The following is a 22,074-nucleotide window of genomic DNA, read 5'->3' as shown; positions in this document are numbered from 1 at the left end:
CCGGAAAAGCATAGCAATGTGGTCCTGAAGAAGCGCCCAAGAATGCCTGAATCATTCTTCAGGTTCGGTGCGCGCGCGGTGGAGCGCGGTAAAATGCCAGCATGGAAAACAGGGCGCGACGCGAAAGGCTGGCATGAGAATCCTCCTGGTGGAAGACGACCGCAAGGCGGCGCGCCTGCTGGCCCGCGGCTTGCAGGAAGAAGGCTTTGTTGTCGACGTGGCGCATAGCGCCGAGGAAGGCGAGGATGAAAGCTACGCCGTCGACTACGACGCGATCGTGCTGGACTGGATGTTGCCGGGCAAGCAGGGCATCGATTTTTGCCGCGACTTGCGCGCGCGCGGCATCCAGACGCCCGTGCTGATGCTCACGGCGCGCGACGCCACGGCCGACCGGGTGGCGGGCCTGAACACGGGCGCCGACGATTACCTGACCAAGCCTTTCGAATTCGAGGAACTGCTGGCGCGCATCCGCGCCCTGCTGCGCCGCTCCGACATCAGCCGCCCGCTGGTGCTGGCGCTGGCCGATTTGACGCTCGATCCCGTCAGCCACCAGGCGACACGGGCCGGTGCGCCGCTGGTGCTCACGCCCAAGGAATACGCGATTCTGCTGATCCTGCTGCGCCAGGCGGGCGAAGTGGTCAGCCGTGCGCGCCTGGCCGAGCAGATATGGCAGGCGGACCTGATCGGCATCGACAACCTGATCGACGTCCACGTGCGCAACCTGCGGGGAAAAGTGGATACGCCGGGCTTGCCGCCATTGATCCATACGGTGCGCGGGCGCGGCTTCCGCCTGGCGGAAAACAACGGTGGCTAGCTTTCGCAAGCGCCTGCTGCTGGTGCACCTGGCCGTCATCCTCGCCATCGTCGCCTGCACGGCGCTGGCCGGCTACTGGGGCCTGTCGCGCGCCGTGCATGGACAGCTCGATGCGGCCCTGCTGGCGCTGGCCGAGACGGAAATGGCCATGCTGCCGGCCGCGCCGCGCCAGCCCGTGCAGGTGCACGAGGTGGCGCCTGGCCTGGCGCAACCCTCGTTGACGCGCCTGGACCGCCTGGTACAGATTATCGATGGCGAAGGCCGCGTGCTGGCGCGCAGCCGCAACCTGGAGGCGGCGCAGCTGCCGGCGCCGCCCGCCCTGCTGGCGCGCCTGGCGGCCGGCGAGACTGTCTTCGAGACCCTGCCCAAGTTTGGCGAAGAGCCGCTGCGCATGGTCTCGATTCCCGTGCCATCTTCCGGCGCAGGCCTGGCGGTGCAGGTGGCCGGTTCGCTCGACGACGCCAACCACGTGCTGGCCGCGGCCACGGTGCTGTTTGCCGCCATGGCGCTGGCCTTGCTGGCGGCCGTGGGCTTGGCCGGCGAAATGCTCACGCGCCGCGTGCTGGGCGCCATCGACGACGTGGTGGACCAGGCGCATTCGATCGGCGAAGCCAGCCTGCACCAGCGCCTGCCCCATCCCGGCACGCAGGACGAGATCGGCCGCCTGGTCGATACCCTGAACGCCATGCTGGACCGACTGGAGCATGGCTATGATGCGCAGCGCCGCTTCACGGCCGACGCCTCGCACGAATTGCGCTCGCCCCTGTCGCGCCTGCGCACGGAAATTGAAATCACCCTGCGCCGCCCGCGCGAGTCGCCCGAGTATGTCGATGCGCTGGCTTCCTGCCTCGATGAAGTGCAGCGCCTGACGACCCTGGTGGAAGAATTGCTGATGCTCACCCGCCTGGACGTGGGCCAGGAGCGCAATGCGGTGGAAACCATCGCGCTCAATCCCCTCGTGCGGGCGGCCGCGCAGCGCCTGGAAAAGGCGGCGGCGCAGCGCGGCATCCGTATCGTCTTCGATGACAGTGTGACCGTCCAGGCCAAAGTGGCAGCTGGCCCGGTGGACCTGGTGCTGGCCAATCTGCTCGATAACGCCGTGAAGTTTTCGCCGCCAGACAGCGTCATCACGGTGCGCGTGGTGCGCGACGGCGAACAGGCGTTTGTGAGCGTGGCGGATGCGGGGCCGGGCATCGGCGTGGACGATTTGCCGCATCTGTTCGAGCGCTTTTACCGGGGCGCCCAGGCGCGTGCGGGCGAGGCACCGGGCTTCGGCCTGGGCCTGGCCCTGTCGCAAGCCATCGTGCACGCGTATGGCGGCAGTATCGAGGCGCGCAACCGTCCGGAAGGCGGCGCGCTGTTCATCATGCGCCTGCCCGCCTCAGATTGACGGTGCGACGCCTTCCCAGCGCACTTGCCGCACTTGCGGCCAGGCGCCCGCGCGGTTGACGAAGCGTACCAGCACGGCGCGCTGCACGGCCTGGCACAGCACCGTGGCGATCAGTTGCACCACCTGCCTGGCGTCGTCCCAGCTGCGCAGCATCTGCGACGGCGCCAGACCTGCGCCCTTGAGTTCGGCCAGCAGCAGGCGCACCACATGGTCGGCTTGCGCCGCGGGGCAGGTGACGGTCAGGCGGTAGGTGGCCACGACAGGCGCTTGCCTGGCAAACCAATGGAAGAACTTTTTCATCATCATACCCCCCGCTCGGCGACAAATTCCGCGTTGTTCACCAGCGCCCAGCGCACGGCCGAAACGCTGCCTTCCAGACTCACCTGGCTGACGATCTGCTCCAGCAATCCCAGGCTGGACAAAGGCGTGAGCAGGTCGGCGCGCACTTCGATGCGCCCCGCGTGCGCGGCATCCTCGCTGTGCAGCGATTGCAGCATCAGCGCCGGCATGCCGCTGATCAAGCGCAGCATCAGCTTGCGCACTTGGACTTCCTGCTCCGCCTCGCACACGGCCGTCACGCGGTAGATACTTTCCGTTTCGATGCCCGCTTCGCTGCCATGCGCGTTGATGCGTTGCGCCAGATGGCGCAGCACCAGGTTAGCGATCAGCACGAAGCCCGTGCCGATGGCCGCTTCCAGCGCGAAGCCCAGGCCGCACAGGATGCCGATGGCGGCCGAGCACCACAGGGTGGCGGCCGTGTTCAGGCCGCGCACCGTCATGCCTTCTCGCATGATGACGCCGGCGCCAAGAAAGCCGATGCCCGAGACCACTTGCGCGGCGATGCGCATGTGGCCCGAGGCATCGCCTTCGAGCACGGAAACCATCACGAACAGCGAGGCGCCGACGGATACCAGCGCATTCGTGCGCAAGCCCGCCATGCGCTGGCGCAGCTGGCGTTCGGCGCCGATCATGGCGCCCAGGGTCAATGCCGCAGCAACGCGCAGCGCAAAGTCAAATACCACCATTATTTCTCCCGGCTGGGGAGGAACAGGCGAGTGCCAGGGCGTGCGGAAACCGCCCGGTAAAGGGGGCAGCAGACGATAACGGTGGAACGATGAGGAGGGAAGTGCGGCGAATGGACATCGCCGCTGGTATAACCGCACCTTGCCATGGGCAGGGCGGGCGGAATGCGCGCGTCTTGCCTAAGGCCGATCGCCGATGGTCAATCGACTACTGTCACTGGAACAAGCACCCACGAGTCACTCCATATCATTGATAACGGAGACAGTCTAGCCAGTGGGGCAGCTTTGGTCAACTGAAGCTCTCTTCAGAAAGCCGCCGCGTCGTCCCCGCCAATGCGGGGACGGTGAAGGCGACCGGTCAATCAGTGGGCGTGTGCCTTGCCGTCGTCGGCGGATGCGGCATGCTCGCCGCCGCTGCCACCAAAGAAGCGCGCGGCGCGCTTGCCCAGGCTGTCGAGGTAGGTGTAGGCGACTGGCACCACCACCAAGGTCAGCAAGGTCGAGGTGATGACGCCGCCGATGACGGCGCGGCCCATCGGCGCCTGCGATTCGCCGCCGTCGCCCATGCCGATGGCCATCGGCAGCATGCCGAAGACCATCGCCAGGGTCGTCATCAGGATGGGGCGCAAACGTACTTGCCCCGCTTCCATCAGTGCCTCGAACTGTCCCAGGCCTTCGCGCTGGCGCTGGTTGGTGAAGTCGACCAGCAAGATCGCATTCTTGGTGACCAGGCCCATGAGCATGATGAAGCCGATCACGGAGAAGATGTTCAGGGTGCTGCCCGTGATCAGCAGGGCGGCCAGCACGCCGATCAGCGACAGCGGCAAGGACACCATGATGGCGATCGGCTGCAGGAAGCTGCCGAACTGCGACGCCAGCACCAGGTAGATGAAGATCACGGCAATGCCCAGCGCCATCATCGCGCCGCCCATGGTTTCGGCCATCTGCTGCGCATTGCCGGCCACGTCGAAGCGCACGCCGGGCGGCAGGTCGATGGACTTGATGGCTTTCTGCACGTCGGCGTCGACGTCGCCGGCGGGGCGGCCCTGCACGCCCGCATAGATGGCGACCCGGCGCTGCAAGGCCTGGCGTTTCAGCACTTGCGGGCTCGATGACGGCACGAATTCGACCACCTGGCGCAGCGGAATCATGACCGGCTTGCCGTTCGCGTCAAACTTGCTGGACGCCAGCGACAGGTCGGCCAGGTCGGCCACTTTCTGGCGGCCCGATTTCGGCAGCTGCACGTTGACGTCGTAGTTCTGTCCGTCGCTGGCTAACCAGTGGCTGACCGTGTCGCCCGCTACAAAAGGCCGCAGGGCATTGCCGATCTGCTGCACCGACAAGCCCAGGTCGCTGGCCAGCTCGTTATTGATTTTCACGGTGGTCGACGGATTGGCGCCTTCCTGGCTGTACTCCATGTCGGCCAGGCCCTTGATGGTGCGCATCTTGTCCATCAGGCGGTGCGCCACCGCATCGAGCTTGCCTTCATCCGTGCCGAGGATGGCGATGAAGATGGGACGGTTGCCGACCGACAGGGTGATGCCGGCGATCGGCGCCAGGCGCTCGCGGATCAGCTTTTCCAGTTCCTGCTGCGAGCGGCGCTTGTGCGTCTTGAGGTCCGTCAGTTTCAGGTTCACCTCGGCCGCGTTGCGTCCATCGGGCGTGCCGATATTGGCCACCAGGCTGTCGATCTCGGGAAACTCCTTCAGGGCCGTTTCGATCTGGCGCACTTTGCTGTCCGTGTATTCGAGGCTGGAGCCGACGGGCGTCTTGAAGCGCAGGTTGACCCAGCCCTGGTCCGTCTCGGGGAACATCTCGCCGCCGATCATCGGCACGAGCATCAGGCTGCCCGCGAACAGGGCCACGGCCGTGGCCAGGGTCGTCTTGCGCCAGCGCAGGGCCACAGCCAGCACCTTGCCGTACCAGACGTGCAGGCGGTCGATGCCCGTCTCGATCCAGGCCATGAAGCGGCCCAGCCACGGCGCATACTTGAAGCGGTCCTTGACGGGGTCGCGCCAGACGGACGACAACATGGGGTCGAGCGTGAAGCTGACGAACAGGGAGACGAGAACGGCGACCGCCACGGTGATGCCGAACTGCAGGAAGAAGCGGCCGATGATGCCGTCCATGAAGGCGACCGGCACGAACACGGCGACGATGGCGAACGTGGTGGCCATCACGGCCAGGCCGATTTCATTGGTGCCGTCGTTGGCCGCCTTGTAGTGGTTCTTGCCCATGCCCAGGTGGCGCACGATGTTTTCGCGCACGACGATGGCGTCATCGATCAACAGGCCAATGCACAAGGACAGCGCCATCAGGGTCAAAAAGTTCAGGGTAAAGCCGAAGGCCTTCATGGCGATGAAGCTGGCCAGCACGGAGATCGGCAAGGTCAATCCCGTGATGATGGTCGAGCGCCACGAATGCAGGAACAGGAAGACGATCACCATGGTCAGCACGGCGCCTTCGATGATGGTGCGCTTGACGTTATTGAGCTGGCTTTGCACGCGTTCCGATTCGTCGTCCAGCACGCGCAGCTTGATATCGGGCGGCAGCGTCTTTTGCAGGTCCGCCGCCACTTTCAGGATGCCGGTACCCACTTCGACCACGTTGGCATCCTGCACCTTGGTGATTTCCATGGTCACGGCTTGCTGGCCGTTCATGCGCGAGATCGACAGTTCTTCCTGTTCGCCGTCGACCACGGTGGCCACCTGGTCCAGGTAGACGGGGCCGATGGCGCGCCGCGCGACGATGATCTTGCCGAATTCGCGCGCATCCTTGATCTTGCCTTCCACGCGCACCAGCTGTTCGGCCGCGCCATGGCTGATCGAGCCGGCCGGCAAATTGGTATTCGTCGCCTGGATGGCGCGGATCACTTCATCGACACCGATGCCCTGGGCATTGAGTTCGATCGGTTTCATGCTGATGAGGATCTGGCGCGCGCGCAAGCCGCGCAGCTTGACTTGCCCCACGCCGGCCACGCCCTGGAAGCGCTTGCTGATGATCTGTTCCGTCATGGTCGACAGCGAGCGTAGGTCATGCCCGGTCGAGGTCAGCACGATGGTGGCGATGGGGCGTTCGTTGTCGCCTTCTGCGCGGGCGATGAACGGGTCCTTGGCTTCTTTCGGGAAGCGGGGGCGCACCAGGGCCACCTTGTCGCGCAAGTCCTGCATGGCCTTGTCCATGTTCGTCGACAGCTCGAATTCCAGGTAGACGCCGGCGCGTCCTTCCCACGAGTTGGCGCGGATGGTCTTGATGCCGCTGACGGTGTTGACGGCGTCCTCGATGGGGCGCGTGATGTCGTTTTCCACGGCTTCGGGCGAGGCGCCCGGGTAGTTCACTTCAATGGCGGCGAACGGGAACTGCACGCTGGGCATGCTTTCCACGCCCAGGCCACGGTAGGAGAAGATGCCCAGCACCACCAGCGCCACCATGACCATGGTGGCGAAGACGGGATTTTGAATACTGACTTTGGTCATCCACATGGCTCAGTCCTTCCGTGCCAGCACGGCTGCCGGCGCGGCAGGGGCGGCAGCCGGTGCGGCGAAGGTCACGCTGTGGCCCGGCTTGACGCCATCGAGCTTGGCGATGATGACTTTCGCGCCCGGCACCAGGCCGGACGTCACTTCCGCATAGCCTTCATCCTCGTTGCGCAGTCCCAGCGTGATGGGCTGGGCGACCACCTTGTTGTTCACCAGCGCATACACGACGGGACCTTGCTTTTCATTGCGCACGGCCGTCAATGGCACCAGCGGCGCCACGGATGAGCGCTCGGTGACGATGCTGCCCTTGGCGAACATGCCGCCGCGCAGCGCGCCATCGCCATTGTCGACGGCGATGTAGACGAGCATGGCGCGCGAGCCGCTCTCGGTGGTGGGGTTGATGCGCGTGACCTTGCCGGCGAAGTCGCGCGCGCCGAAGCCGTCGACCTTGAAGTGCACGTCCTGGCCCAGCTTGATGCGGGGGATTTCCGCGCTGGGCACAGGCGCTTCCAGGGTCAGCTGCGCCAGGTTGACGATGGTGTAGACGGGCATGTCGGGCGAGACTTTTTCGCCGGCCTGCAGGTGGCGCTTGCTGACGATGCCGGCCATGGGCGCGCGAATCACCGTGTCGGCCAGCGCGATGCGGGCGATGTCGACCATGGCGGCGGCGGACTTGACGCTGGCGCGCGCCAGGTCGACCGAGTTTTGCGTCGTGTCGTAGGCCGTTTGCGAAATGTACTTTTGCTTGAGCAAGGCCTGGCTATTGGCCTCGTTTTTGCTTGCCATCGACAGGCGCGCCTGCGCTTCGTCGAGCATGGCTTGCTGCTGCGTCAGGCGGGCGCGCTGGTCGGCCGCATCCAGGCGAACAAGGATTTGCCCATTCGTCACATGCTGGCCTTCCTGCAAGGTCGTTTCCTGGATCACGCCGGAAACCTTGGCCTTGATGGTGGCCTGGGTCAAGGGCGCCAGCGAGCCGGACAGGGGCAGGCTGATTGCCAGCGCGCGCGCATCGATGGCGGCCACGTCGCCCTGCGCCAGTTCATGCACGGGCGTCTTGTCCTGCTCCTTCTTCTTGCTCGCTTGCAGTTCGGCAGCCTTGGCGGCTTGCTGCTTCGATTGCATCACCGTCCAGCCGCCGCCGGCCAGGGCCAGCACGACCAGGATCAGCACGGGGGTGCGCCAGCGCCGGCGGCGCGTGGCGGCAAGGGGGGAGGCAGGGGGCAGGGTCTCGTTTTTCATAGGTTTTTTAGTCAGGAGCGGCGCAGGGGTTCGGCGCCAGGTCTCGGTGCGGACCCGGCCTGTCGCTGGCCGGGAGAATTCGGGTAGCGCATCACCGTGGCGGCCGCAGGCAGCACGCCTGCCGCTGCGGTCGTTCACGGCGATACGCATGTTGCCACTTTAGGAAGATTCAAGTCTGGCCGCCATCGCCGTGCGACAGATTGCACAAAATCGGGGCTGGAATGCAAAAAACGGCGACCGGAAACACTGCCGGCATGCCCGCGGTGCGCGTCACGATGCTTGCGCATCCTCAAGAAGCCGATTCGCGGGCGCGCAAGAATGGTCGGGATGGTTGCGCCACCGGACAGGCCATCCGCCTGCCGGTTGCCGCGCTGCCGCGCCACGGGGGGCCTGATGTCTGATCGGATTGTCGGAGCCGCCCCGTCGCCGGGCCGTTTGCTGGCCGCTGCCGAACCGCAGGCGGGGCCGGCCGGCAAGGCGCTCGATTTGCTGTCCATCATTGTTGCCGCCGTCGAACAGGCGCCCGGCCTGGCCGTGCGCGGCATCGACCGCGATGGCATCGTGCGCTACTGGAGCTTTGGCGCGGCGCGCCTGTATGGCGTGACGGCGGAGCTGGCGCTGGGCCAGCCGTGGGCCAGGGTGGCCGCTTCGCTACCGGACGCCGCCACCGTGGCCGAGGAGGTTGCCGGTGAATTGGCGGCCGTGTGGGAGAGCGGCAAGGCGCGCAGCACGCGCTTGTGGAAGCTGGATGCCGATGGGGCCGCGCCGCGCTGCATCTGTTCCACCGTGTTTCCTGTCATGCAGTCCGGAAGAGTGCGGCAAGTGGTCTGCATCGATGTCGACATCACGGCCAGCGGCCAGGATGGCGCCGCGCAGGGCGCCTTGTTGCTGATGGGCGACAATTTCCGCCAGCTGTACCAGAAATCCGCCGATGCCATCCTGCTGCTGCGCGACGAGCATATCGCCGAGGCGAACCCGGCCGCTATTGCCCTGTTTCAATGTGAAGACCGGCAACGCCTGCTGGGGCGCCGCCTCAGCGACTTTTCGCCCTTGCGCCAGCCCGATGGCGAATTGTCATCGTTGAGCGGCACGCAACTGGCGGCGCAGGCCCACGCCGACGGCAATTGCCGCTTTGACTGGCGCTATCAGACGTGCAGCGGCGAGCTGTTCTGGGGCGAAGTGCTGCTCACTTCCGTCACGCTCGACCACACCTATCTGTTTTACGCCGTGATCCGCGATATTTCCTCGCGCAAATTGGCCGAACGGGCCCTGTACCTGTCGATGCAGGTCATCGAGCATGCAAGTGTCGCCATCGTCGTGATGGACCCGCAGCAGCGGGTCGTCAGCATGAATCCCGCGTACAGCGAGATCAGCGGCTACAGCCTGGACGACATGCTGGGCAAGCCCTTCGTCCTGCACGGCGTGGAGCCGGATGCGCCGGCGTTTTTCGACCACGTGTGGGACGAGGTCGATGCGAATGGCTATTGGCAAGGCGATATCATGGGCCAGCGCAAGGCGGACGGGCGCTACCCGGCCTGGCTGTCGCTGACGGCCATTCGCGACTCGCAAGGGCAATTGAGCAATTACCTGGCCATTCTCAGCGATATCAGCGAGCGCAAGAAAAACGAGGAGCACACGCGCCACCTGGCCGAGCACGATTTCCTTACCGACTTGCCGAACCGGGTGCTGCTGCTGGACCGGCTGTCGCTGGCCCTGGCGGCCGCGCGGCGCAAGCTGAGCATGCTGGCCATCCTGTACCTGGATCTCGATCATTTCAAGCACATCAATGACAGCATGGGCCACCACGTGGGGGACTTGTTGCTCAAGGAAGTGGCGCGGCGCCTGGTGCGCTGCGTGCGCGGCGTCGATACGGTCAGCCGGCATGGCGGCGACGAGTTCGTCATCATCCTGGCCGAGGTGGGCGGCATCGACCAGGTGGCCCATGTGGCGTCCAGCCTGCTGCATGCCGTGACGCAGGTGTACCAGCTGGGCGAATACGAACTGCATGTGTCGACCTCGATCGGCGTGGCCATCTTTCCCAGCGATGGCGACAGCATCGATACCCTCGTGCATAACGCCGACATCGCGATGTACCATGCCAAGGAAAGCGGGCGCAACAATTTCCAGTTTTTCAATGCCGAGATGAATGCGCAAATCGTCGAGCGGGCCAGCCTGGAGCAGGGCTTGCGCGAAGCGCTGGGACGCGATGAATTCGTGCTGGAGTTCCAGCCCGCGCTCGATGTTGCCAGCGGGCAGATCGTTGGCGCCGAAGCGCTGCTGCGCTGGCGCCACCCGCAACTGGGGGTGCTGCCGCCCGAGCGCTTCATCGCCGTGGCCGAGGAATGCGGCTTGATGGTGTCGATTGGCAACTGGGTGCTGCACCATGCCTGCCTGCGCGCGCGGGCCTGGCACGATGCGGGCCATGCCTGGCACGTGGCTGTGAATCTGTCGCCGGCGCAATGCCTGCACAATAATTTATTGCTTGGCGTACAAGAGGCACTGACCGCGTCGGGTTTGCCTGCCGGCTGCCTGGAACTGGAAGTGACGGAGTCCTTGCTGATGAAGGGCGGCGCCCGCCTGGCCGGGGTGCTGGCGCAGCTGCGCGCGCTGGGCGCCAGGCTGGCCATCGATGACTTCGGCACCGGCTATTCGCGCCTGGCCAATCTGCGCCATTACCCGGTGGATAAACTCAAGATCGATCCATCGTTCCTGCCCGCCGCCGCGAATGGTGCGGCAGGCGAGTCCGACACGGTCGTCGCCGCCACCATCATCGCCATGGCGCGCGCGCTGCAATTGACGGTGATTGCCGAAGGCGTGGAAACGGCGCAGCAGCTGGCGTATCTGCGGGGGCAGGGCTGCCAGCAATACCAAGGCCGCTATGCCAGCGCGCAAGTCGAGGGCAGCGCGCTGGCGAGGTTGCTGCATTAGTGGATATTTCCCAGCAGCTTGATGCGTGCCAGCACCTGGCCATGGTCGGATGCATGCGGCAAGCCCAGCAGCAAATGGTCGTTGAGATAACCCACTTCCTGCACCACGCCGATGGCGCGCGGCGAGGCGGCGTGGAAATGTTCGGACACAAGGATGTGGTCGATCGTCATGTAGGTGCTGTCGTGGATATTCGTGTAGCCCACGTGGCGCAGGGCATCCTGGCGCAGCTGGATGGCATTGGCGTCGTACAGGCGCGCGCGCATTTCCGGCATGTCGCCATGTGGTTCGCACGGCCCGCCCGCCCCCATGACGATGGCCGTGGTGACGGCATTGGCGATGTCGTTGAAGTCGCCCAGCACAATGCGGGGGCGGCCGCTGTGGCCCAGTTCGCTTGCCAGCACGCGCAGGGCCACGGCTTCCGCGCCGCGCCGCTGCAGCGAGCGCAGGTTGGCCAGTGCGTAGGCGATGGCATCGTTGCCGTCGCCATGGCGGTAGTCGGGCCGGCGTGATTTCAAATGCACGACGACCACGTCCGTGAGTTGTCCGCCAGGCAAGATGACCTGGACGTGCAGGGGCGCGCGGGCGAAGCGGCAGGCATTGTCATCTTGGACATGGCTGTCGGCAGGCACGCTCACGCCGGCAGGGAAATTCGCCCAGGCAACACCAGCGCCGGCCAGCGGCAGGCGCGACACCAGCGCCACCGTGGGCAATATGCGTCCGGCGGCATCCATCGCATCGTAGCCGGCCAAGGTGGCTTCGCGGTAATGGCGCGTGCGCGACAGTACGTCGCGCAAGGCCGCTTGCGAGAAAATTTCCTGGAAACCGATCACGTCGGCGTCGAGCAGGTCGATCTGCCGCGCCGTCCACTCCGCCTTGGCCGCGTATTGCGCCGGGCTCAACGGTTCCAGGTTGTCATACAATTTCGCCCCGGCAGGGGCCAGGTTGCAGACATTGAATGTGGCAAAGCGGATTTCTTCCTGCATAATTAGCACTCCTCACTGAACGATCAGCGTATCACGCATGGCTAAAAAAGAGCATATTTCCGAGACCCAGGCGACGCAGTTGCTGCGCAAGCATCAAGTTTCCTTCGATGAACACCCGTATCCGTACGAGGAGCACGGCGGCACCAGCGTCTCGGCGCGCGAATTGAACGTGCCCGAGCATGCGGTGATCAAGACCCTGGTGATGCAGGATGAGGCGGCCAAGCCGATGATCGTGCTCATGCATGGCGATTGCAAGGTCTCGACCAAGAACCTGGCGCGCGCCATCGGCTGCAAGTCCGTCGAGCCGTGCAAGCCCGAGGTGGCGCAGCGCCATTCGGGCTACATGATCGGCGGCACCTCGCCGTTCGGCACGAAAAAAGCCATGCCTGTGTACGTGGAGCAATCGATCCTGGCGCTTGAACGCATCTATATCAATGGCGGGCGGCGCGGCTTCCTCGTCTCGCTGGCGCCGCAGGTGCTTGTTGATTTGTTGCAAGCCAAGCCGGTGCAGTGCGCCCTGCAGGATTAATGAAATGGACGACGGGCTGTTACCGGGCATCGGCCATGGTGTATATTCTGCTGCGCCAGCCTCGATGCTGGTGTAATAAACACAATAAAGGGAAGAAATGAATCCAGTAATCACAACCGTGGCAATGACAGTGGCCGCTTACTTGCTCGGCTCGATATCGTTTGCCGTGGTGATGAGCAAGGTCTACGGCATTGCCGATCCGCGCACCTATGGCTCGAAAAATCCGGGCGCCACCAACGTGCTGCGCAGCGGCAACAAGGGCGCCGCCATCATGACCCTGCTGGGGGATGGCGCCAAGGGCTGGCTGGCCGTGTTCCTGGCCGACCATTTTGCCACTGCGCTGGGCGTGGGCGACACGGCCGTGGCCCTGGTGGCCATCGCCGTTTTCCTCGGCCATTTGTGGCCCGTGTTCTTCCGCTTTGTCGGCGGCAAGGGCGTGGCCACGGCCCTCGGTGTGCTGCTGGGCATCAATCCATGGCTGGGCCTGGCGACCCTGGCTACCTGGCTGATCATCGCCTATGCCTTCCGCTATTCCTCGCTGGCAGCGCTGGTGGCGGCCCTGTTCGCGCCGTTTTACTATGGCTTGCTGTTCGGCGTCGATCCCATCTTGCTGTCCGTGATCGTCATGAGCGTGCTGCTGGCTTACCGCCACAGCCAGAACATCGCGAACTTGCTCTCCGGTAAGGAAAGCAAGATCGGCGGCAAGAAGGATGTGGCCAAGGCGACCGTCAAGAAGAAGTAAGCGCTTGATTTCCCGCGGCCCGTACGCATATGCTGTGCTTGCGGCGCCGCGCGGTGCGGCCGCCACCGACTCGCGCAAAGGCTGCCCACCATGAGTTCCACTCCCGCCACACCCACCCCCATCCGTATCGATTTCGTGTCCGACGTTTCCTGCCCCTGGTGCGTGGTCGGCCTGAAATCGCTGGAGCAGGCGCTGGCCAAGCTGGACGGTACCGTCCAGGCCGATATCCACTTCCAGCCTTTCGAATTGAACGCCAATATGCCGCCCGAAGGCGAGGATATCGGCGAACACATCGCCCGCAAATACGGCTCCACCCCGGAACAGATGGCGCAGTCGCGCGAAGCCATCCGCGCGCGCGGCGAGCAGCTGGGCTTTACCTTTGCCATGGACAAGCGCGGCCGCATCTACAACACCTTCGATGCGCACCGTCTGCTGCACTGGGCCGGGCTGGAAGGGCGTCAGAAGCAACTCAAGATGGCGCTGTTCGATGCCTATTTCACGCAGGGACAGGATCCATCCTCGCATGCGGTGCTGCTGGCCGTGGCCGGCAAGGTGGGGCTCGATAGCGTGAAAGCGGCCGAGGTGCTGGCATCGGACGCCTACGCGGACGAGGTGCGCGCGCAGGAACAGTTCTACCAGCAGAACGGCATCAACTCGGTGCCTGCCGTCATCATCAACGAGCGCCACCTGATTTCCGGGGGCCAGCCGCCTGAAGTGTTCGAGCAAGCCTTGCGCCAGATCATCGCCGGCGCTTGAGCGGGGCGCCAATGGCGCGCGCCATGGCAGACTTTTTGCGCTACACTCGGCGCAGAAGGAGGATAGTCAAATGCCAACAGCCAGCTGGAATGGCGCTGTCATCGCGCAAGCCACCGATGCGCAGGTGCAAGTCGTTGAAAACAATGTATATTTTCCTTTATCGTCGGTGACGCAGGAATACCTGCGTCCCAGCAGCCACACGAGCATCTGCCCGTGGAAGGGCACGGCCAGCTATTACGACCTCGTCGTCGATGGCCAGACGAATGCCAACGCGGCCTGGTATTACCCCCAGCCCAAGGATGCGGCCAAGCAAATTGCCGGCCACGTCGCCTTCTGGCGCGGCGTGAGCGTCGAGCGCTGACCTGACTCCCCCAATTTCCTGACAAAGAAAGCAGACGATGGATTTACGCCTCGCCGTGTACCAACTCGCCTCGGACCATGCGCTCGATGCCCTACAAACCCGGCAGTTGCAGGAAGTGGCCGGCTTCCAGCGCGAACCCGCGCGCCTGGCCTACTGGCTGCCGCGCGGCGTGGCCGTGCTGGGCGCCGCACTGCTGGGCATGGGCTTGATCTGCTGGGTGGCCGCCAACTGGGAAGCGCTGGGCCGCATGGGCCGTTTTGCCCTGCTGCAAGGGGTGCTGGCCGCCGCCTGCGTGGGCGCCTTCGCCGTGCCCAAGGCGCGCGTGCCCTTGCTGCTGCTGGCTTTGCTGGCCATCGGCGGCCTGTTTGCGTATTTCGGCCAGACGTACCAGACGGGCGCCGACCCGTGGCAGCTGTTCGCCCTGTGGGCCGTGCTGGCCCTGCCCCTGTGCCTGGTCGCGCGCAGCGACGTGCTGTGGACGCCATGGATGCTGATACTGTCGACGGCCGCCACCCTGTGGATGCAGGCGCAGGCGCGCCACAGCTGGCGCATCGATTCGGCCGATCTGTCCATTTTCGTCAGCGGCTGGCTGGTCGTGCTGCTTGCCTGTGCGTTTGTCTCGCCCCTGCTGGCGCGCTGGACGGGCGCGGGCAGCTGGGCCTTGCGCCTGGGCCTGGTACTGGCCACCATCCTTATCACGGGCACGGGCGTCAGCGCCCTGTTCGGCAATGATATCGAATCGCCGTACTGGGCGGGACTGGGCTTGCTGGCCGTCGCCGGCGTCCTGCTGGCCACCGGCCGGTTCTTTGATGTGTTCGGCCTGAGCGCCGTCGCGCTCGGTATCAACACCTTGCTGGTGGGAGGGCTGACGCACGTGCTGTTCAACGGCCATGGCGATGGCGTCGGCGCGCTGGCCATGCTGGGCTTGCTGGCCGCCGTGCTGCTGGCGCTGACCGTGCAAGGCATCCTGTGGCGCACGCGCCGGGAGGCGGCATGAACACTATCCATAGTCAACGAGCCGATGCGCTCGCCACCCTGATCGACGACGCCACGCGCGCCGGCCTGCTGCCGCCCAACGCCACCCGTCCCGTGCAGGATGTACGGCCGTGGCCGCTGGTGCTGATGACGGCCTTCGGTGCCTGGCTGGCCGCGATTCCCCTGATGATTGCGCTGGGCGTGGGCCTGGAAAGCGTCGTGCGCCACGGACCCGGCGCGTATGTCGTCGCCGCCATCGTGCTGGTGGCGGCCGTGCTGCTGATCCGCACGCGCGGCGTGGCGCTGTTCGTCGAGCAACTGGCCGTGCCATGCCTGCTGGTGGGCGGCGGCTTGCTCGGTTATGCCCTGTACCGCGACTATTCCACGCAGACGGCGTCGCTGCTGCTGTGCCTGGCATGCCTGGTGGTGGCCGCCGCCTTGCCGCGCGACTGGCTGCGAGTGCTGCTGGGGCTGGTCGCCTGCGGCTTGCTGGGGCTGGGCATCGTCGATAGCACGCGCGACTTTATTTTCGAAAACGACCCCACGCAACTGTATCTGGCCTGGATGCTGGCCCTGGCCCTCTGGCTGGGCGCCCACTGGCTGCAGAAGCAAGCCTTCAACGATGGCCGCGGCGCGTCCGTCGCCGCTTTCCTGGAATCGCTGTCGACGGGGTGGGTCCTGGCAATCTTGCTGGGACTGGTCTTCTGGTCCGGCATGACCTTCATGCTGGGTGGCGCCTTGGGCGGTGGTTTTGCCGGCGAAGTGGCGCGCGAAGTGACCCGGCACCAGGCCGGCGCCTGGTATGCGCAAGCCTTGAACGGGGTGTCGCTCGTGCTGGCCATGGCGGCTGCCGCCTGGACGGGATGGCGCTGGCCGGCGTTGCGCCAGTTGCCCGCCATCGGCGTGGCGCTGGTGCTGGTCGTGCTGTCCTGGTTCATGCCGGCGCTGGGGCCCGTGCTGCTGATCCTCGCGTATTGCCTGACGAGCGGGCGCTCGCGCGTGGCCGTGGCGGCCGCGCTGGCCGCCGCATGGATACTCGGCAGCTTTTATTATCAGCTGGCCTGGCCGCTGGCCAGCAAGGCGGCGTTGCTGGCCGTGGCTGGCGCCGTGCTGTGCGCCCTGTCGTGGCTGGCCATGCGCGGCGCCGTGCTGCACCTGGTGGAAAGCAAACCGGCGGGCGTGGCCACCGAACACCGCGCCGCGCGCCTGGGCGTGCTGGGCGGCTTGCTGCTGGTGTTGCTGGTCGCTAATGGCGGCATCTGGCAAAAAGAGCAGCTGATTGCCAAAGGGGAAGCGATCTTCGTGGCGCTGGAACCCGTCGATCCCCGCTCGCTGATGCAGGGCGACTACATGCGCCTCAATTTCGTCAACCTTGGCGTCTTGAGCACGCTGGCCAGCGTGGACCGGGCGCCTGGCCGGCCTCTCGTCGTGGCCACGCGCGATGCGCGCGGCGTGGCGGAACTGCTGCGCCCGTACACCAGGGAAGCCCTTGCGTCTGGCGAATTCCTGCTCGAGCTGACGCCGAAGGATGGGAACTGGGTGCTGGTCAGCGATGCCTGGTTCTTCAAGGAAGGCGAGGCGGCGCGCTGGGAAAAAGCCCGTTATGGCGAGTTCCGCGTGATGCCGGACGGGCGCGCCTTGCTGGTCGGCATGCGTGGGCCGGAGCTGGAAAAGCTGTAGCGCACGCGCACGCGGGGGCGGGCGTCCTGTAAAATTGCCCGATGGATAATATTACGCATTCGGTCATCGGCCTCGGGGTCGGCGAACTGGTACACCGCAGCCTGCCGCCCGAGCCGCAGGCCCCCGCCCAGCGCACCCGGCGCGCGCTGTTTCTCTTTACGGCCTGGTTTGCCAGCAACGCGCCGGACCTGGATCTGGTGCTCACCCGATTGCTGCCGCGCCCGTTCGGCTACATGCTGCACCACCGGGGCCACACGCATACCTTGCTGCTGGCCTTGCCCCAGGCGCTGCTGTTGCTGGCCCTGTTGTGGCTGCTATGGCCCGGTGCGCGCCGGTTGCTGAAAAGCAGCGTGCCCGCCCGCATCGGCCTGGCGGCTTGCCTGTTGCTGGGATTCTGTTTGCACATGGGCATGGATTTCCTCAATTCCTATGGCTTGCACCCGTTTTACCCGTTTGACAGCCGCTGGCTGTATGGCGACATGGTCTTCATTGTCGAGCCCATGTTCTGGGTGCTGCTGGGCGTGCCCGTGATCATGTCCTTGCACTACGGCATCGTCAAAAGCGTGCTGCTGGCGGGGCTGGCGGCGGCCCTGTGTTTCTTCACCTATAAAACCTACCTGGCGCCGGCTTCGCTGGCCATACTGCTGGGGCTGGGCGTGATTCTGGCCGTGCTGCAGGGCCGGGCCGGCGAGCGGGGACGCGGACCGTTGCTGCTGGCCTTCGCGCTGGCCGCCACGTTCATCGGCACGCAGGGCGTGGCCTCGGCCCTCGGCCGCGCGCGCATCGAGGCGGCCGTGCAGCGCCTCGATCCCGGCACGCGCGTGTGGGACGTGGCGATGACGGCGTTTCCCAGCAATCCGCTGTGCTGGATCTATGTCTCGCTCGACAGCAAGACGGACGTGTACACCTTGCGGCGCGGCACCCTGAGCCTGCTGCCGGATGCGCTGGCGCCCGCTGCCTGTCCGGCCGGCCTGGTGGAAACGGGTAGGCAAGGCCAGCAGCTGGCGCCCGGCATCGCCGTGTCGGCCAAGGCGGAGGGCAGCCTGGCCGCCTTGCGCGCGCTGCAGGAAGACAATTGCTATGTGGACGCCTGGTTCCGCTTTGCCCGCATGCCCAGGTTGAATGCGGACAAGCTGACGGACGTGCGTTTCAACCCCGGCATGCTGCCCAATTTCACGACCGTCGAACTGCAGCAGTTCCGCAACCGGCCGTGTCCCGCCTACGTGCCGGGCTGGGACCGCCCCCGCGCGGACATGCTGGCGCCGCCGCAAGCGGTGCGTCCGTAGCGATTTTGTTGCCTTGTGGCAAAATATCGTGTGTGCACTTACTTCGCCATGGCCGCGCATGCGACACGACCAATTCAGCATGAATGATATTTAGTTAGGATTATTTTGGAAGAGCAACACGCCTTACCGTATCTGCGGGAAACCCTGCTGTTTCTCGCCCTGGCCGGGATTTTTATTCCGCTATTGCAACGCCTGAAGGTCAACCAGGTCCTCGGTTTCCTGGCCGTCGGCGCCCTGTTCGGCCCGTTTGGCTTCGGCCTGTGGGCCGGCGAGTTCACGTGGCTGACGTATTTCTCGTTTGTCCGCGCCGAGCAGGTCAGCGGCCTGGCCGAGCTGGGCGTGATGTTTTTGATGTTCATGATCGGCCTGGAACTGTCGACGGAACGGCTGTGGGCGCTGCGGCGCTGGGTATTTGGCGCGGGCGTGGGGCAAGTGGCGGTCAGCGCCTGCCTGATCGGCAGCGTGGCGTATTACTTTGGCCTGTCGCTGGAAGCGTCCATTGTGCTGGGCCTGGTGCTGTCGCTGTCGTCGACGGCCGTGGTGATGCAGTTGCTGACCGACCAGCGCTCGCTGCAGACGCCGGCCGGCCAGGCGGGTTTTTCCATTTTGATGTTCCAGGATCTGATGGTGGTGCCGCTGTTCATCCTGATCGACGTGTTCGCCAGCGGGCGCAGCGACGACCTGGCGTATCTGCTCAGCTTTGCGGCCGTGAAATCGGCCGGCGCCATTCTGCTGATCTATCTGCTGGGCCGCCGCGTCATCCGTCCGCTGTTCCAGTTTTTCGTCAAGAAACGCCAGCCCGACGTGTTCATGGCATTGACCCTGCTCAGCACTCTGGGCATCGCGGGATTGACCTATCTGGCGGGCTTGTCAATGGCGCTGGGCGCCTTGCTGGCCGGCCTGCTGCTGGCGGAAACGGAATTTCGCCACGAAGTGGAAGTGACGATCGAGCCCTTCAAAGGCCTGCTGATGGGTTTGTTCTTCATGTCCGTGGGCATGCAGATCGACGTGCGCGAAATCCTCAAGTCGCCGGTGTTGATTCCCCTAGCCGTGCTGAGCCTGTTTGCCTTGAAAACCCTCGTCATCAGCGTGATTTTCCGCATCGGCGGCTTTCACTGGGGGCGCGCCGTGGAAACGGGCGTGCTGCTGGGGCAGGGCGGCGAATTCGCCTTCATCGTCGTCGCGTATGCGCTCGGTACCAAGCTGATCGGACCGCAGGTGGCGCAGTTCGTCATGCTGGTGGTGGGTCTGAGCCTGTTCGCCACGCCGGCGCTGGCCAAGGCGGCGCGCGCCTTTGGCAACTGGTGGGAGCAGCGCCACCACCATCAGCTGGCCGACCTGGCGCACGGCGCGCTGCCGCCGCAGGGCAACACCGTCATCATCGCCGGTTTCGGCCGGGTGGGGCAGTTGCTGGCCAAGGTGCTGACGGAGCAGGATATCGCGTATGTGGCCATCGAGAATGATGCGCGCCTGGTGACGACCTTGCATCCGCGCGGTTTCCCCGTGTATTTCGGCGATGCGTCGCGCGCGGAACTGTTGCAAAAGGTCAATGCGGACCGGGCCGCCGCCGTGGTGCTGACCATGGACCATGCGGCGTCCGTGCTGCATGCCGTGAAATCGATCCGCCGCGAATATCCGCAGCTGCCCGTGTATGCGCGGGCCCGTGACGAGGCGCATGCCGTGGCCCTGATACAGGCGGGCGCTACCCTGGTCGTGCCCGAGGCGCTGGAATCGGCGCTGCAGCTGACGGCCACCGTGCTGCACACGGTGGGCATCTCGGAAGCACGCACGACGGACATCGTGCAGGCCGAGCGCGACCGGCGCAATGCCGTGCTGCTGGCGAAAAAGCTGTCGTAGTGTTGTTGTAATGAAACCTGTAGCCCAACCGTGCGTGTCGCCGTGCTTTGTCAATTATCTATACAATAATAGTATATGAGCACACTACCCACATGAAAGCCGCGACGAAGAGCGGCGCGGCGCCCCTGACGCCGCAGCAACTGGCGGCGCAGGAAACGCAGCAGAAATATGGCAAGCCCGAGCGGGGCTGGCGCGAGCAGGTGTACACCGTCATTTTCGAGGCGGAAACGCGCACGGGCCGCGCCTTCGACCTGCTGCTGATCGCCGCCATCCTGATCAGCGTGACGGTGGTCGTGCTCAGCAGTGTCGCCTCCGTGGCCGAGCGCTATGGCACCTGGCTGACGGCGCTGGAATGGTTTTTCACCATTTTATTTACCATCGAATATTTCGCCCGCCTGTCGTGCCTGCAGCATCCTGTGCGCTACGCCAAGAGTTTTTTCGGCATTATCGACTTGCTGGCCATCGTGCCGACCTACATCGGCTTGCTGCTGCCGGGCGCGCACGTGTTGATCGACGTGCGCATTTTGCGCCTGCTGCGCATGTTCCGTATCCTCAAGCTCACGTCGTATGTGCATGAATACACGGTGCTGGGGCGGGCCTTGCTGGCCAGCCGGCGCAAGATTCTCATTTTCTTGTCTTTTGTCATGATGGTGGTCTTTCTGCTGGGTACTGTGATGTACGTCGTGGAAGGGCCGGAAAACGGTTTCAGCAGTATCCCCACGTCGATATACTGGGCCATCAGCACCATGACCACGGTCGGTTTCGGCGATATCACGCCCCGCACCGACATCGGGCGCACCATCGCTTCGCTGATGATGTTGCTCGGCTGGGGCATCCTGGCAGTGCCTACCGGCATTATCAGCGCGGAAATGACGGTACAGCGCAGTTCCAAGCTGGTGACCACGCGTACCTGCCCCACGTGCCTGAAAGAAGGGCTCGATGACGATGCCAATTTCTGCAAGAACTGCGGCGTCGATTTGCCTCCGCTGGCACGCGATTAGCGCATAGACCATACATCAACCGTATTTACTTTACTTTTTTAAGGCCAACATGATTCCAGTTCGCCTGATCGCGACGGGCAAGGCCGTGCCGTCGCATAGCGTGACTTCCGCAAGCCTGGACCTGACATTGGGCCATCCAGCCGGCTACACCCTGCGCAAGAGCGGCGTGCTGTCGCGCTTTGTCGCCGCGCCCGATGAGTCGCAAAGCCAGCTGGGCGCCGCCGCCCTGCTCGATGCTCTGAAGAATGCCAGCCTGCGTCCGGCCGACATCGACCTGTTGATCTGCGCCAACGGCGTGCCCGAGCAAGCGTTGCCGAATACGGCTTGCTTCGTGGCCGAACATGCAGGATTGCCACCAGGCACGCAAAGCTTCGACGTCAATGCCAGCTGCCTCAGCTTCATGGCCGCCTTCCGCGTGGCCGCGTCCATGCTGGCCGGTGGCGCCTACCGGCGCATCGCTATCGTTTCGTCCGACCTCGCCTCGCGCGGCGTCGACTGGAGCGAGCCGGAAGCGTCGATGATCTTTGGCGACGGCGCCGCCGCCGTCATCGTCGAGCGGGGCGATGGCAGCGCCGGCATCCGCGCCTACAAGATGGGCACGTATCCGGAAGGGCGGCGCTACTGCGAAATTCGCGGCGGCGGCACCGAGCGCAACCCGCGCAATGGCTGCGAACCGGGCGATTATCTGTTCCGCATGGATGGCAAGGCCGTGTTCCGCCTGGCCGTCAAGGTGATGCCGGATTTCCTGGCGGAACTAATGCTGGAATCGGGCGCGGGACTGGAAAGAGTCGACGTGGTCGTGCCGCACCAGGCCAGCCCATTGGGGCTCGCGCATGCGGCGCGCATCCTTGACGTTCCCGATGCTAAAATCATCAAGATCTTTGAAACGCACGGCAACCAGGTGGCCGCGTCCTTGCCTACCGCCCTGCACGAGGCGGTAATGACGGGGCGGGCCGTGGCAGGCCAGCGTTTGCTGATGATGGGGACGGCCGCGGGCCTGACCATCGGCGGCATGATTCTTGACCTGTGAAG

At 64.9% G+C, this 22,074-nt stretch carries 18 protein-coding genes; 13 read left to right on the top strand and 5 right to left on the bottom strand.

Annotation, left to right across the window (positions count from 1 at the left end):
• Positions 1–133 precede the first annotated feature (133 nt).
• Together O3297_RS16990 and O3297_RS16985 are read left to right on the top strand one after the other, a co-directional pair.
• On the top strand, positions 134–814 hold the full coding sequence (locus O3297_RS16990) for a response regulator transcription factor (RefSeq protein WP_034779983.1): 681 nt from the start codon (positions 134–136) through the stop codon (positions 812–814).
• A complete protein-coding gene (locus O3297_RS16985) occupies positions 807–2,204 on the top strand; it encodes a cell wall metabolism sensor histidine kinase WalK (RefSeq protein WP_305049255.1) in 1,398 nt (465 codons plus the stop codon). Before O3297_RS16990 ends, O3297_RS16985 begins: the two co-directional genes overlap by 8 nt.
• Here the strand turns inward: O3297_RS16985 and O3297_RS16980 are convergent.
• The 4 genes from O3297_RS16980 to O3297_RS16965 all read right to left on the bottom strand — a co-directional run bounded on the left by O3297_RS16980 (position 2,196) and on the right by O3297_RS16965 (position 7,944).
• Positions 2,196–2,510, bottom strand: a complete 315-nt coding sequence (locus O3297_RS16980; protein ID WP_092607970.1) for a hypothetical protein — start codon at positions 2,508–2,510, stop codon at positions 2,196–2,198. The two genes, O3297_RS16985 and O3297_RS16980, sit on opposite strands and share 9 nt — an antisense overlap.
• The gene (locus tag O3297_RS16975) at positions 2,507–3,229 is read right to left on the bottom strand and encodes an MgtC/SapB family protein (protein ID WP_034779974.1); all 723 of its coding nucleotides are present in this window, start codon (positions 3,227–3,229) and stop codon (positions 2,507–2,509) included. The genes O3297_RS16980 and O3297_RS16975 overlap by 4 nt, the downstream gene beginning before the upstream one ends.
• A gap of 359 nt (positions 3,230–3,588) precedes the next feature.
• Positions 3,589–6,708 carry an efflux RND transporter permease subunit gene (locus O3297_RS16970; RefSeq protein WP_151096921.1) on the bottom strand — a complete coding sequence of 1,040 codons (3,120 nt, stop codon included), beginning with the start codon at positions 6,706–6,708 and terminating at the stop codon, positions 3,589–3,591.
• A 3-nt stretch (positions 6,709–6,711) separates the two neighbouring features.
• Entirely contained in the window at positions 6,712–7,944 is a 1,233-nt protein-coding gene (locus tag O3297_RS16965; RefSeq protein WP_305049254.1) for an efflux RND transporter periplasmic adaptor subunit, read from the bottom strand.
• A gap of 393 nt (positions 7,945–8,337) precedes the next feature.
• Here O3297_RS16965 and O3297_RS16960 point away from each other — a divergent pair, with 393 nt between their 5' ends.
• Entirely contained in the window at positions 8,338–10,872 is a 2,535-nt protein-coding gene (locus O3297_RS16960) for a bifunctional diguanylate cyclase/phosphodiesterase (protein ID WP_211548094.1), read from the top strand.
• Here the strand turns inward: O3297_RS16960 and O3297_RS16955 are convergent.
• On the bottom strand, positions 10,869–11,855 hold the full coding sequence (locus O3297_RS16955) for an endonuclease/exonuclease/phosphatase family protein (RefSeq protein WP_092607979.1): 987 nt from the start codon (positions 11,853–11,855) through the stop codon (positions 10,869–10,871). The two genes, O3297_RS16960 and O3297_RS16955, sit on opposite strands and share 4 nt — an antisense overlap.
• 37 nt (positions 11,856–11,892) lie before the next feature.
• On the opposite strand from O3297_RS16955, the gene ybaK reads away from it, so the two are divergent.
• The 10 genes from ybaK to O3297_RS16905 all read left to right on the top strand — a co-directional run bounded on the left by ybaK (position 11,893) and on the right by O3297_RS16905 (position 22,072).
• The gene (gene ybaK / locus O3297_RS16950; protein WP_034779956.1) at positions 11,893–12,384 is read left to right on the top strand and encodes a Cys-tRNA(Pro) deacylase; all 492 of its coding nucleotides are present in this window, start codon (positions 11,893–11,895) and stop codon (positions 12,382–12,384) included.
• A gap of 97 nt (positions 12,385–12,481) precedes the next feature.
• A complete protein-coding gene (gene plsY, locus O3297_RS16945; protein ID WP_305049253.1) occupies positions 12,482–13,126 on the top strand; it encodes a glycerol-3-phosphate 1-O-acyltransferase PlsY in 645 nt (214 codons plus the stop codon).
• 90 nt (positions 13,127–13,216) lie between these two features.
• Complete coding sequence (locus O3297_RS16940) at positions 13,217–13,882, top strand: DsbA family oxidoreductase (protein WP_305049252.1); 666 nt, start codon at positions 13,217–13,219, stop codon at positions 13,880–13,882.
• Positions 13,883–13,952: 70 nt separating this feature from the next.
• Positions 13,953–14,243 (top strand): DUF427 domain-containing protein, encoded by a 291-nt coding sequence (locus O3297_RS16935; protein ID WP_034779946.1) that lies wholly within the window; start codon positions 13,953–13,955, stop codon positions 14,241–14,243.
• A gap of 37 nt (positions 14,244–14,280) precedes the next feature.
• On the top strand, positions 14,281–15,240 hold the full coding sequence (locus tag O3297_RS16930; RefSeq protein WP_305049251.1) for a DUF2157 domain-containing protein: 960 nt from the start codon (positions 14,281–14,283) through the stop codon (positions 15,238–15,240).
• On the top strand, positions 15,237–16,898 hold the full coding sequence (locus O3297_RS16925) for a GDYXXLXY domain-containing protein (RefSeq protein WP_305049250.1): 1,662 nt from the start codon (positions 15,237–15,239) through the stop codon (positions 16,896–16,898). The genes O3297_RS16930 and O3297_RS16925 overlap by 4 nt, the downstream gene beginning before the upstream one ends.
• 41 nt (positions 16,899–16,939) lie before the next feature.
• Positions 16,940–18,184, top strand: coding sequence for a metal-dependent hydrolase (locus O3297_RS16920; protein ID WP_305049249.1), 1,245 nt, complete (start codon positions 16,940–16,942; stop codon positions 18,182–18,184).
• Between the two features lie 105 nt (positions 18,185–18,289).
• Positions 18,290–20,041 (top strand): cation:proton antiporter, encoded by a 1,752-nt coding sequence (locus O3297_RS16915; RefSeq protein ID WP_211548082.1) that lies wholly within the window; start codon positions 18,290–18,292, stop codon positions 20,039–20,041.
• Positions 20,042–20,133: 92 nt separating this feature from the next.
• On the top strand, positions 20,134–21,042 hold the full coding sequence (locus tag O3297_RS16910) for an ion transporter (protein ID WP_034779933.1): 909 nt from the start codon (positions 20,134–20,136) through the stop codon (positions 21,040–21,042).
• Between the two features lie 49 nt (positions 21,043–21,091).
• Positions 21,092–22,072: a 3-oxoacyl-[acyl-carrier-protein] synthase III C-terminal domain-containing protein gene (locus O3297_RS16905; protein ID WP_176376447.1), complete on the top strand. Its 981-nt coding sequence runs from the start codon at positions 21,092–21,094 to the stop codon at positions 22,070–22,072.
• Positions 22,073–22,074: the final 2 nt, after the last annotated feature.

The organism is Janthinobacterium sp. SUN128 (genome assembly GCF_030587275.1).
Lineage (GTDB): Bacteria > Pseudomonadota > Gammaproteobacteria > Burkholderiales > Burkholderiaceae_D > Janthinobacterium > Janthinobacterium lividum.
Note: the sequence above shows the minus strand (reverse complement) of the source record. Positions and strands in the feature narration are given on the sequence as shown.